This window comes from Uniformispora flossi (assembly GCF_049534875.1).
Taxonomy (GTDB): domain Bacteria; phylum Actinomycetota; class Actinomycetes; order Streptomycetales; family Streptomycetaceae; genus Yinghuangia; species Yinghuangia aomiensis.
On the sequence record NZ_JBMULZ010000013.1, the window covers coordinates 152,780 to 164,783 of the forward strand.

A 12,004-nucleotide genomic window follows, 5' to 3' on the forward strand; every position below is an offset into this window, starting at 1 on the left:
GAAGTCGCCCGTTGGGCTGACGCCCGGCGCGTGCGCGCGGCCCCCACCCGACGTATCCGGGGCTACGTGACCCATCGGGCGAGTGCCGCCTCGGCGGGTTGGTGCCGGGTTGGCGCACAGGCCGGCGCGCGGCGTCAGCGGTCGACGGTGACGTGCCCGACGGGCCGCAGCGCACACATCGTGTGGTCGAGGGAGGCACCCAGCTGCCCGGGGTCGTCGTCGCCGCACAGGGTGTGGCGGACGGCCGCTTGGACACACGCGAACGCCGCGCCCACCAAGGCGTTCAGGACCAAGGTGTCGGGGCGGGCCTTCGGGTCCCGGGCGACGGCGCGGGCGGCGAGGCGCTGGGCGAGGTCCTCCTTCAGACGGTCCACGCGCGCCAGTTGCGCGGCGAGCAGGGAGGGGCAGCTCTCGATGATCTCCTGGGTGGCCCGGTCCGGACGGGTGTCGTCGGCGAGATGGGCGACGAAGACGTCGAAGCACGCCCGCAGCGAGTCCCATTCCGGCTCGTCCAGGGGACGCGAGTTCAGCTGGGCGAACAGTTCCTCGGCTTGCCGCTCGAACCGTTCCAGGACGACGGCCTCCTTCGAGGCGAAGTACCGGAAGAAGCTGCGCTGGGACATGCCGACGACCGCCGCGATCTCGTCGACCGTCGTCTCGTGGAAGCCCTTGGCGAGGAACAGCGCCTCCGCGGCCTCGGCAATACGGTCGCGCACGGCTTGCCGGGACAGTTCGCGCAGACTGCTCATGACCGGAACGTTAGCAGCAGACAACCACGGCAGAGACTGCCATCCAGAGAGAGTTGATACGTACAAATTTACGTGCATCCGGCACGGGGTGATTCCGGGGATCGGCACCCCGGCTGTCAGTCACTGACAGCACGGACATAAACTGCCTCTCGCGGGGTTGCGGGTCCACGTCTGTGCACGGTGCCGGTGGCCTCGACCGCGTACGAACGAAAGGCGAGCACGCCCGTGGAACAAAGTGTCCGTCCGGCAGTGGCAACCGAGGAGTACGCCGAGGCGGACTCGGCGATGCCCCGCCACATCAAGATCGCGATCGGCCTGCCGATCATGGCCGCCTTCGTGATGATCCTCAACGAAACCGTCATGAGCGTCGCGCTGCCGAAGCTCATGGACGAGTTCTCCGTCAACGCCTCCACCGCCCAGTGGCTGACCACCGGCTATCTGCTCACGATGGCCGTGGTCATCCCGACGAGCGGGCTGATCCTCCAGCGCTTCACCACCCGGGCCGTGTTCCTGACCGCGACCTCGCTGTTCGCCGCGGGCACCCTCCTCGCGGGCGTCGCCCCCGCTTTCGCCGTGCTGCTCGTCGCCCGCGTCGTCCAGGCCTCCGGGACCGCGCTCATATTGCCGCTGCTGATGACGACGATCATGACGCTCGTGCCGGTCGCCCGGCGCGGCCGGACCATGGGCCTGGTGTCGATCGTGATCGCCGTCGCCCCGGCGATCGGCCCGACGTTCTCCGGACTCATCCTGAAGTCCCTCAGCTGGCGCTGGCTGTTCCTGTCCCTGCTGCCGATCGCGATCCTGGCGGTCGTCGTCGGGGCGCTCATGGTCCGCAACGCCGGAGAGCCGAAGCCCGTCCGATTCGACGTGCTCTCCGTGCTGCTGTCCGCGGTCGCGTTCGGCGGTCTGATCTACGGCCTGAGCGCCATCGGCGAGTCGGCCGCCGGCCACACCCCGGTCCCGCCCGCCGTTCCGCTCGTCATCGGTGCGGCGACACTCGCGCTGTTCGTCCTGCGGCAGATGCGCCTCCAGCGCGACGACGCCGCACTCCTGGACCTGCGCGCGTTCCGCACGCGCTCGTTCGTCGTCGGCATCATCGTGCTGGTCTTCGCCATGGCGGCCCTGTTCGGCGCGCTCATCCTGCTGCCGCTCTACCTTCAGAAGGTGCGGGACCTGAGCACCCTCAAGACCGGCCTGATCCTGCTGCCCGGCGGCCTGGCCATGGGGCTGTGCGGACCGGTGGTCGGCCGCCTCTCCGACCGCTTCGGCCCCCGGCCCCTCGTCATCCCCGGCACCATGATCATGGCGCTCGGCCTCGGAATGATGAGCGCCATCGACTCGGACACCCACTTCGCCTACGTGATCGCGACCCACGTCCTGACCTGCCTGGGCATCGGTTTCGCCATGACCCCGCTGATGACGTCGGCGCTGGGGTCGCTGGATGCCCAGCTGTACTCGCACGGCAGCGCCATCCTCAACACGCTCCAGCAGTTCGCCGGCGCCGCGGGCACGGCCCTCTTCATCACGGTCATGACGAAGAGCGCCAAGAGCAGCGCCGACTCCGGGGCCACGCCCGTCGAGGCCCAGGCCACCGGGATCCAGGATGCGTTCCTGTGGGGCGCGTGCCTCGGGCTCGCGGTGGTCGCGGTCTCCTTCCTGGTGCGCGGGGGGAAGCCCTCGATCGGAAAGGAACCGGCTCCCGTCCACTGACCGGCCGGATGGTTCGGTGGCGGCACCCCTGCCTCATCGGCGAGGATGCGCCTCGTGGCCGACGACACCCGCACGATCGTGCTGAGCAAGCAGGATCTTCGTGAAGTCACCCGCTATGCCGCGGTGAGCGCGCAGGAAGTCCTGGAGATCTTCGAGGGCGCACATCCGGCCGACTCGCGTCCGCGCGACGCGATCGACGCCGCCTGGACGTTCGCCCGGGGCGGCGAACGCGGGAAGGCACTGCGCGATACCGCATGGGCGGCGCACAAGGCGGCCCGAGACGCGGACACCGCGGCTGCGGGCGACGCGGCGCGGGCGGCCATGAGCGCGGCATCCGCCGCGTACTTGCATCCGTTGGCGGACGCCCATCAGGTGAAGCACATTCTCGGGGCGGCGGCCCACGCGGCGCGGGCGGCCGAACTGGCCGCGGGCGGTCATCGGGCGGTCGGCGCCGCGCACGTGGGCAAGGCCCGCCGCCGCGCGGCACCGGGCGTCCTCGACGTGCTCCGGCGCTATCCTCCGCCACCGCCCGGCGGAGGCCGCGTCGGGGAACTGCTGCGCGAGCTCGACACGGCTCTCCGGAGCAGCCAACCGGGCCCGGAGTAAGGGTGGCGCCCCGGTGCCGGCGCTCGTGCGCCACCCAGCTGTAGGGCAGCGCACCGAAGCCGCACAAGCAACGCCACTTCAATCCGCTATGGGTGTTTTATTCCTTTTGGTGCGCGAGTACTGTGAGAAGTGGCCTGCGGGGCGAGCGAGGGAGTTCGACCACCGAGGTGGACGACGAGGAACCACGGTTCCACGCCGACCCTGTTCGAGGTGAGCGGACTGAGAGGCTGAAAGGTCGAGAGACCCGACAGCGACCTCCACCACCTGATCCGGACAATGCCGGCGAAGGGAGCCCACCTCGCAGGTCTCGTATGCGCGGCGCACGTGTGCGCCGACGGCGGTACGGGATCGCGTCGTGCCAGACCCCGGGTTCCGACGGCCCGGGAAGAACCGGTGACGGGATCGTGCGATGGCTCCGGACGAGAGTGCCCGGGATCGGCCGCGGAGGGACGCCGAGCCGGAGCGCAGCGGCCCTTTGGTCGATGCGCTGGCACAAGCCCGGGGCCAACTGGACGGCCTCCTGGACGCGGTCACCGCGATCGGCTCGCATCTCGAACTCGACACCGTGCTGCGGCGCATCGTCACGACCGCGATGGAGCTGGTCGACGCCCGCTACGGCGCGCTGGGCATCCTGGACGAGGACGGCCGTCTGCTGGCCCAGTTCATCCCCATGGGGCTGACCGACGCGGAGAAGAAGGCCCTGGACGGCATCCCGCTGCCGCACGGGCGCGGGCTGCTCGGGCACCTGATCCGCAGCCCCGAGCCCCTGCGCGTCGACGACATCCCGGCACATCCGGACGCGGCCGGATTCCCGCCCGGCCATCCACCGATGAAAACGCTGCTTGGCGTCGCGATCCGGGTGCGCGGCCGTGTCTACGGCGACCTGTACCTGGCCGACCGCCACGACGGACGGCCCTTCGACGCCCAGGACGAAGCCCTCGTCACCGCCTTGGCCGGTGCCGCGGGCGTGGCCATCGACAACGCCAGGCTGGTCGACCGGATCCGCTCCGACGCCGAACGCTTCCAACACCTGCTCCTGCCCACCCTGCCGGACCTGGCCCCGTTCGACGCCGCCGCCGTGTACCGACCGGCCACCGCTCCCGGGCACATCGGCGGCGACTGGTACGACGCCGTGCTGCTGCCGGACCATGTCTGCGCCACGGTGATCGGCGACGTCGTCGGCCACGACCTGCACGCCGCCGCCGCGATGGCCCAGATCCGCAGCATGCTCCGCGCCCTGCTCTACGACCTGCGCACCCCGCCCAGCGCGGTCCTCACCCAGCTCGACCGCACCATCCACGCCATCACCGACCTGCCGCCCGCGACCGCCTGCCTGGCCCGCATCGAACCCGCCGGAAGCCCGTGGACCCTGCACTGGAGCAATGCCGGGCACCCGCCGCCGCTCCTCCTCACCCGCGACGGCCCCCGCTACCTGGACGCCGACCCGGGACTGCCCCTCGGCGTCGACCCCGACCAACCGCGACCGGACCACACCTTCCCGCTCCCTGCCGACGCGACCGTGCTGTTCTTCACCGACGGGCTGGTCGAACACCCCGCCCACAGCCTCGACAACCGCCTCGACGCCCTGGCGGCCCTCGCCACCGCCCACGCCGACGAACCCCTTGACCATCTCTGCCGCACGCTCGCCGCCCATCACCCCGGCGACGGCCACGACGACATCGCCCTGCTCGCCGTGCGCACCCCCTCGTGAGGCTCCGGCGGCGCAAAGGGAAAGCTCGACCGCTCGGGTGATGTGTGCGATGCCGCACACAACACACGGTCGGATCCTGTCCGGGGCGGTGGGCGGAGTGGTGCGGGCGCGCACCAGCCGCTCGTGGTCGACTGCGGGGCTCGGTGACGTTCTTCGACGGCGGCAACAACTTTCCGGGGACCGCGCAGTTCCCCGGCGAAGGCCCGGTCGGCTACCGCGGACGGCTCCGTGGCTGAACCACGAACACGGCGCGGCGCCCGGCCGGTTCGGCCTGGTCGGCCTGGTCGGCCTGGTCGACCTGGTCGACCTGGTCGACCTGGTCGACCGACGCGGCAGCCGACGTCCGTCGGCACCGCCGACGGACGCCGCGCCGTGCTGCGGGCCCCTGCCGTGGCCGAGTCCTCGGCTAGGGCCGCCAGCGGCGCTGTGCCGGGATCTTGGTCAAGGGCGGGCGGGTGAGCGTGGTTTGGCGTACGAGCTGGTGGAGGCAGGCCGTCATGGCCGTGGCGGGCAGGACCGCGGCGACGACGGCACGCGCGTCGGTGGAGGCGTAGGGGACGGACAGTGCCATGGACAGAGCAGCGAAGGTCAGGACGACGATCCAGGAATGCAGTGCGTGGCGGCGGTAGATGCCCGCCCGCAGGATCGACAACGCCGCGACCGCCCAAGGGCCGTAGACGAGGACGGGCCACCATCGCGAGGGGGTGCGGTGCGCGGACGTCTGCCTCAACGGCTCCAGCGTGTCCATCGCGCCGAGGACGGCGACCAGCGCGACCAGTGCGACGTTCACCACCATCAGCGTGCGGCTGAGCCAGGTCAGGCCGCGCCGGTCCGCGATCGGTTCGGCCGGGCCGTCGGGCCATCGCCGACGGGGTCGGCGGTGGCTCCGGGGGCGGCCTCGGCCGATCTGCAGGGGGACGGTGGCGTGGGCGTCACCGTGCGACCCGTCCGGCAGTCGGGAAGAGTCGGTCCCGATATCACGATGCTGGTCCTGTTCTGTCTGTAGGGAACCGTCGAACTCGGGCTTGCCCGCTGCCGATCCGCCCGCCTCGCGACGCGGAGGGAGCCACACGATGGACTGGTCGAAGGGGGCGTAGTCGTAGCCGTACAGGGGACGACTCGCTCATTCACTCGAGAGAGTAGGACTGCCCGCGAACGGGCGGAGACGGCGCGCGTAGTCGCCCTCCAGCACAAGCATGTCCGCGGCGAACTTCTCGATGTCCGCGGAACAGTAGCGAAGCAGGACGCTCTCGCCCCCGCGTTCGAGGCGCGCGCAGCGCGACTTGGCGGGCAGAGCGGCGCGAGGGACCAGCATCCACTCCCCCAGTCGGCACGGTGATTTCCAGAGAGCCATGCCGTACCAACGACGCAAAGGTAGCTGCGCAACGGCAAATAATGGAACGTTTCCCTTCAAATCAAGGCGTCTCAAGTCATCTTCGATCATCCGCTGCCGATTACGGGAATCTGTGCATGTCAGCGCCACAAGAGCCCCGTACGGCGCGCGGTCCCGTCCAGTCGTGGCGCTCACGCCATCCCGCTACCCCACCCCCGGCTCCCCCGCCGACTCCGCGAGGGTGCGCTTGTCGATCTTGCCGACGGGGGTGCGGGGCAGGTCCGGGGCGACGCGGAGGATGTCCGGCATCTTGTACGGCGCCAAGCCCGCGGTCGTGAGGAACGTCTTGACGTCCGGCAGCGTCGGCGGGTCCGCCGGGTCGGCGGGGACGACGACCGCGCAGACCCGTTCGCCGAGGACCTTGTCCGGGAGCGGGATGACCGCCGCCTGGCGGATCTTGGGGTGCGCCGCCAGCTGCTCTTCGAGTTCCCCGGCCGGCACGCCCTCGCCGCCCCGGTTGACGACCTCCTTCACCCGCCCCTCGACGACGAGGTGCCCGGACGGCAATTGCCGCACCAAGTCGCCACTGCGGTAGTACCCGTCCGGTGTGAACGCGTTCGCATTGTGCTCGGGCACCCGGTAGTAGCCGCGGATCGTGTACGGGCCCCGCGTGAGCAGTTCCCCGATCTCCCCGTCGGCGACGTCGGCACCGTCGCCGTCGACGATCCGCACCTCGTCGTCGGGGCTGAGCGGCCGCCCTTGGGTCTCTGCGACGAGGTCGTCCCCGTCCTCCGCCCGCGTGTAGTTGAGCAGCCCCTCCGCCATCCCGAAGACCTGCTGCACCCGGCACCCCAGCCCCGGGCCCAACTCGCGGGCCAGCGCGGCGGGCAGGCGCGCGCCGCCGACCTGGAGCAGCCGCAGCGCGGAGCGGTCGCCGGGCTCCCACTCCCACATCTGGCTCCACAGGTCGGCGATCGGCGGCACGACGGCGGTGACGGTGACCTTCTCGCGTTCCATGAGCGGGAACGCCGCGTCCGGGCTCGGTCCCGAGGCGAGCACCGCGGTGCCGCCGACTCCGAGGATGCCGAGGATGCCCGGGCAGGCGAGCGGGAAATTGTGGGCAGCGGGCAGGACCGCCAAGTACACGTCTCCGGAGGTGAGTTCGCAGACTTCGGCGCTGGTGCGGGCGTTGTAGGCGTAGTCGTCGTGGGTCCGCGGGATCAGTTTGGGCAGCCCGGTGGTCCCGCCGGACACGAGCAGGAGGGCGACGTCGTGCGGTCGCGGGCCCGGGGGCAGGCCGGCCGGGTCCGCGTCGACGGAGGCCAAGGCGAGCGCGTCGGGTCCGGGCTCGCCGGCGGCGACGACGTGCCGCAGCGACGGCACCCGCGTGCGGATCTCGCCGGCCAGCGCACGGTGGTCGAAGCCGGCGTGGGTGTCGGGGACCACGTAGGCGACGGCTTCGGACAGCTCCGCGAGGTGTCCGATCTCGTGGGCCCGGTGCGCGGGGAGGCACAGCGCCGGCACCGCGCCGAGGCGTGCGAGTGCGAACAGCACGACGACGAAGTCGGCGGTGTTGGGCAGTTGGACGAGGACCCGGTCGCGCGGCCGGATGCCGAGACGGGCGAACCCGGCCGCGGTCCGGTCGGCGCGCCGGTCGAGTTCGGCGAACGACGTCCGCCCGGCGTCGTCGACGAGAGCCGTCCGCTCGGGCCATTGCAAGGCCCACCCCCGCAGCAGCTCCCCCAGGGTGTCGCCGCGCCAGTATCCGGCCGCGCGGTAGCGGGCGGCGGCGTCGGCGGGCCACGGAGTGCAGCCGTCGAGGAGTTCGGATCCGAGGGTCGGCTCGGCATCGGGTGCGGCGGCGGAAGGCATCGGGAGTTGTCCTTTGCTGGCTTGTGCGGGCTGGTGACGGGGGGCACCGGCGTCGGCGGAGCGGTGCCGGAAGAGGGGTGTCGGACGCCGGGCGGAAGGCGGCGGAAGGGAAGGACGCGGACGGTGGGCGGGTCGGAGCACTCGGGGCCGGTGGCGGACCGGACGGCGGCTGCCGCGGGCGCGGGAGACCGCCCCGGCACCCTCAGGCACGACGCGAGACCGCACGGGCCACGCGGCTGAGCGACCCGGCGGCTCCGCACCGCATCGGCAGGTGGAGGCGAAGCCGAGACCGGGGCACCGATGGGCCGACGGACCCCTGTCCGCCGACAAGTCCGAGGCAGCGAAAGCGGCTTCGGCGCCCCATCCGATCGGCGGTCGGACAGGCGGCGCGACATGGCCGACCGCATTGGTGCACCGAAAGCACCGGCCAGGGCACACCCCCCACCCGGCCGCCCGCCTCACCCCAACGCCGCCTCCACCTCCTCGTCGCTCATCGCCGCGACCGCGAGGTACACCTCGGCGACCGCGGCGGTGCGCCCCGGTTCCCCCTCCTCCGCGACGAGCCGGGCGGCGAGGGCGGCGACCGTGCGGGTGGCGAGCAGGGCTCGGACCGACAGGCCGTCGGTGTCGAGTGCTTCGCGGAGACGACCGACGGCCGCGGTGGCGAGCACCGAATCCCCGCCCAGCGCGAAGAAGTCGTCGTCGCGGCCGACCACTGCCGGTGCCGTGCCCGCGCGGCTCAAGACCTCGCGCCACACGGCCGCCACGACTTCCTCGACCGGCCCCTGCGGCGGCCGGTGGGCGAGGCCGCCCCGGCCGCGCTCCCACAGCGCGGCCAGAGCCGCCCGGTCGGTCTTGCCGTTGCGCGTCAGCGGGAGTCCGGCGAGCACCGCCACCGTGTCCGGAAGCATGTGCGGCGGAAGCAACTCCTGCACCACCGCGAGAATCTGCTTCTCCGTCAGCCCCGGCTCCGCCACCACCGCGGCGGCCAGGGCCCGGCCCGGCGTGCCGACCACGCCGGCCGCGGCCTGCCGGACGCCGGGGACCGCGGCGAGCGCGGCTTCGATCTCCCCGAGTTCGATGCGGTAGCCGCGGAGTTTCACCTGATGGTCGCGGCGGCCGAGGAACTCCAGCGTCCCGTCCGGCAGATAGCGCGCCAAGTCGCCCGTCCGGTACCAGCGTTCGCCGTCGTGTTCGACGAACCGGTCGGCGGTGCGCGCCGGGTCGCCGCGGTATCCGAGGGCGACGCCGTCACCGCCGATCCACAGTTCGCCGGGGACGTGGTCGGGCCGATCGCGGCCGAGGGTGTCGACCACGCGGCAGCGCACGTTGGCGAGGGGCCGGCCGTAGGGCACCGCACGCCACCACGCGGGCAGCCGGGAGCCGGGCGGGACTTCGTACAGCGTGGAGTGGATGGCGGTCTCCGTGGTGCCGCCGAGTCCGGCGAACCGGCAGGCCGGGACCTGGGCGTGCAGGCGGCCGGGCAGGTCGGTGGTGACCCAGTCCCCGCCGAGGAGGACGACGCGCAATGTGTCGGAGATCCGGTCGGCGCCGTCCTCGGCGGCGGTCAGCAGCATCGCGAGGAGCGCCGGCACGCAGTTGAGCACGGTGACCCCGTGGTCGCTCAACTGGCGCAGCCAGTAGGCCGGTTCGTGCCGTTCGTCGGCCTGTGGCAGCACCACGGCGCCGCCCGCCGCGAAGGGCGCGAAGATGTCGAAGACCGACAAGTCGAAGTCGAGGGCGGACAGGGCCAGCGTGCGGTCGTCCGGTCCGAGCGCGTACCGGGCGACGAGGTCGTCGATGGTGTTGACGGCGGCGCTGTGCGGGAGTTCGACGCCTTTGGGCTCGCCGGTGGAGCCGGAGGTGAAGAGGATGTACGCGGCGTCCCGTTCGTCCCCGGCGGCCGGTGCGGCGAGCGGCTCGGCGTGCCGGGCGGCCTCGGCGAGGGCGATCGCCGCCGCGCGCGGGGACGCTCCGGTGCCGCCGTCCGCGTCGAGGACGAGGCGGGCTCCCGCGGTGGCGTGGATCCGCGCCCGGCGTGCCGCGGGCTGTTCGACACCGACCGGGACGTACGCCGCTCCCGCCGCCAACACGCCCAGCACCGCCAGGACTTGGTCGGGACCCTTGGGAAGGGTGACAGCGACGGTGTCGCCCCGGCCGATGCCGCGGGCGGTCAGGGCGGCGGCGACGCGCAGCGCGCGGTCGGCGAGGTCGCCGTAAGTCCAGCGCACGTCGGATCCGGCGACGACCGCGAGGGCGTCGGGCCGGGTGCGGGCACGGGTGAAGAACGGGTCGTGGAGCCGCCGCCGGCTGCGGGGGGCCGTCGTGGCGTTGGCCCGGGCGCGCACCGTGCGCTGGGTGTCCGGCAGGAGGTCGCCGATCGGCCGGTCCCAGTCGGCGTCGGGGGCGCCGAGGCGGGTGACCACGGTGCGGTAGGCGTCGAACATGGCGTCCGCGACGCCGTCCGCGAAGAGTTCCTCGCGGATGTCCCAGTTGACGAGGAGTCCGCCGCGCACTTCGGTGACCTGGGCGTCGAGCAGCACCTGCGGGCCTTGCGAGATGATCCACTCGGGCTCGCCGAACAAGGCGCGGACGTCGTCGGCGAACAGTTCGCCCAGGTTGAGCGCGCTGGTGTAGACGACGGGCGCGACGACCTGGCCGCCGCGGGCCCGGGAGAGGTCGCGCAGCACCTCCAGTCCGGCGCGGTCGGCATGTGCGGCGTCGTCGTGCAGCCGGGCCTGGAGCGCACGGGCGCTGTCGAGGAAGGTGCCGGGCCGGCCCAGGTCGCTGTCCAGCAGCACGGAGCCCGTGAAGTCGCCGACCAGGCGGGGCACGTCGGGGTGGATCTCTTCGCGGTCGAACAGCGGGAGGTTCAGCAGGAAGTGCGGTTCGGCGGTCCACCCGGCGAGCACATGGGCGAAGGCCGCGGCCAGTGCCATCGCCGGGGTGACGCCCTGCCGGTGGGCGCGCTCCAGCCACCGCTGCTTGTCGTCGGGCGCGAGCCAGAGGTGGCGGCGGGTGACCCGGGCCGGGTCGCCGCGTTCGGCTTCGGCGCGCAGCGGCAGGTCGGGGGCGCCGGGCAGGTCGGCCAGGCGGGCGTCCCAGTGCGCGCGGGCCCGGGCCGCGGCGGCGGCGCGCAGCGGCGGCCGGTCGGCGAGGTAGGCGCGGTGGTCGTACGCCAGCGGGGGAAGGGGCGTGCCGGGTGCGGCGTAGAGCGCGGCGAGGTCGGCGAGGAGGAGGCGGAAGCTGAGCGCGTCGGCGGCCGCCATGTCGACGTCGACGTGCAGCCGGGTCGCGCCGTCGGGCAGCAGGGTGAGGCGGATGTCGAACACGCGCCCGGCTTCGATGTCGAGCATTTGGTGCGAGCAGGCGTCGCGCAGTTCGGCGAGCCGGGCGGCGGCCGCCTCGAGGGCGAGGCCGCGCAGGTCTTCCACGGTGAGCAGCGGCCCGGGGGGTGCGGCGAGGACCTGCTGCAGGCCGTCGGGGGTGATGCGGGTGCGGAGCGCCGGGTGCCGGGCGGCGAGGGCGCGGACCGCGGTCTCCAGCCGCGCCGGGTCCAGCGGGTCCCGGGCGTCGGCGGGCCGGTCGAACTCGGTGTAGAGGTGGGCCGCCACGCCGCCGAGGACCTGGTCGTCGCCGCGTCCGACCCAGTACGCGTGCTGCATCGCGGCGAGCGGGAAGGGTGCGTGCGGATCCGTCGGCGGGTCCGCATCGGCCGTGCCGCCGTCCGCTCCCGCGGCACCCGGCGCGACGGTCGCCGCCGGCGCGTCGGCGTCGGCGGGACCGGCCGCGGCGGCGGCCAGGAGCCCGGCCCAGGCGGCGATGCTGGGGTGCTCGGCAAGTTCCGCGAAGGTGATCTCCGCGCCGCGGCGCCGCCACCCGCCGGCCAGCCGCATGAGCCGGAGCGAGTCGAGCCCGTGCTCGATGAGGTTGCCGTCGACGGGCACCGAGTCGGGTGCGCATTCGAGTAGTTCGGCCACCTCGCCGCGTATGGCGCCGACGCTCCAGTCCACCGTGTTCCCC

At 73.0% G+C, this 12,004-nt stretch carries 9 protein-coding genes; 4 read left to right on the top strand and 5 right to left on the bottom strand.

Annotated features, from left to right (window positions below; genetic code table 11):
* Window positions 1-134 precede the first annotated feature (134 nt).
* The gene (locus ACPA54_RS26165; protein WP_423533716.1) at window positions 135-749 is read right to left on the bottom strand and encodes a TetR/AcrR family transcriptional regulator; all 615 of its coding nucleotides are present in this window, start codon (window positions 747-749) and stop codon (window positions 135-137) included.
* A 249-nt stretch (window positions 750-998) separates the two neighbouring features.
* Between ACPA54_RS26165 and ACPA54_RS26170 the strand changes: the two genes are divergently transcribed.
* The 4 genes from ACPA54_RS26170 to ACPA54_RS26185 all read left to right on the top strand — a co-directional run bounded on the left by ACPA54_RS26170 (window position 999) and on the right by ACPA54_RS26185 (window position 5,012).
* The gene (locus ACPA54_RS26170) at window positions 999-2,459 is read left to right on the top strand and encodes an MDR family MFS transporter (protein ID WP_423533718.1); all 1,461 of its coding nucleotides are present in this window, start codon (window positions 999-1,001) and stop codon (window positions 2,457-2,459) included.
* Window positions 2,460-2,504: 45 nt separating this feature from the next.
* Entirely contained in the window at window positions 2,505-3,065 is a 561-nt protein-coding gene (locus ACPA54_RS26175) for a putative immunity protein (RefSeq protein ID WP_423533720.1), read from the top strand.
* A gap of 409 nt (window positions 3,066-3,474) precedes the next feature.
* Window positions 3,475-4,776 (top strand): PP2C family protein-serine/threonine phosphatase, encoded by a 1,302-nt coding sequence (locus ACPA54_RS26180; protein WP_423533722.1) that lies wholly within the window; start codon window positions 3,475-3,477, stop codon window positions 4,774-4,776.
* Between the two features lie 143 nt (window positions 4,777-4,919).
* Window positions 4,920-5,012, top strand: a complete 93-nt coding sequence (locus ACPA54_RS26185) for a hypothetical protein (protein WP_423533724.1) — start codon at window positions 4,920-4,922, stop codon at window positions 5,010-5,012.
* A 170-nt stretch (window positions 5,013-5,182) separates the two neighbouring features.
* On the opposite strand, the gene ACPA54_RS26190 is transcribed toward ACPA54_RS26185, so the two are convergent.
* The 4 genes from ACPA54_RS26190 to ACPA54_RS26205 all read right to left on the bottom strand — a co-directional run bounded on the left by ACPA54_RS26190 (window position 5,183) and on the right by ACPA54_RS26205 (window position 11,994).
* Complete coding sequence (locus ACPA54_RS26190) at window positions 5,183-5,566, bottom strand: hypothetical protein (protein ID WP_423533726.1); 384 nt, start codon at window positions 5,564-5,566, stop codon at window positions 5,183-5,185.
* 333 nt (window positions 5,567-5,899) lie between these two features.
* Complete coding sequence (locus ACPA54_RS26195; protein WP_423533728.1) at window positions 5,900-6,091, bottom strand: hypothetical protein; 192 nt, start codon at window positions 6,089-6,091, stop codon at window positions 5,900-5,902.
* Between the two features lie 222 nt (window positions 6,092-6,313).
* Window positions 6,314-7,981: a (2,3-dihydroxybenzoyl)adenylate synthase gene (locus tag ACPA54_RS26200; protein WP_423533730.1), complete on the bottom strand. Its 1,668-nt coding sequence runs from the start codon at window positions 7,979-7,981 to the stop codon at window positions 6,314-6,316.
* A gap of 458 nt (window positions 7,982-8,439) precedes the next feature.
* Window positions 8,440-11,994, bottom strand: coding sequence for a non-ribosomal peptide synthetase (locus ACPA54_RS26205; protein ID WP_423533732.1), 3,555 nt, complete (start codon window positions 11,992-11,994; stop codon window positions 8,440-8,442).
* Window positions 11,995-12,004: the final 10 nt, after the last annotated feature.

Bases quoted from the DNA above. Each gene is read 5' to 3' on its own strand.
- ACPA54_RS26165 (WP_423533716.1), bottom strand. From the start codon at position 749: ATGAGCAGTCTGCGCGAACTGTCCCGGCAAGCCGTGCGCGACCGTATT.
- ACPA54_RS26175 (WP_423533720.1), top strand. From the start codon at position 2,505: ATGCGCCTCGTGGCCGACGACACCCGCACGATCGTGCTGAGCAAGCAG.
- ACPA54_RS26180 (WP_423533722.1), top strand. From the start codon at position 3,475: ATGGCTCCGGACGAGAGTGCCCGGGATCGGCCGCGGAGGGACGCCGAG.
- ACPA54_RS26195 (WP_423533728.1), bottom strand. From the start codon at position 6,091: ATGCTGGTCCCTCGCGCCGCTCTGCCCGCCAAGTCGCGCTGCGCGCGC.
- ACPA54_RS26200 (WP_423533730.1), bottom strand. From the start codon at position 7,981: ATGCCTTCCGCCGCCGCACCCGATGCCGAGCCGACCCTCGGATCCGAA.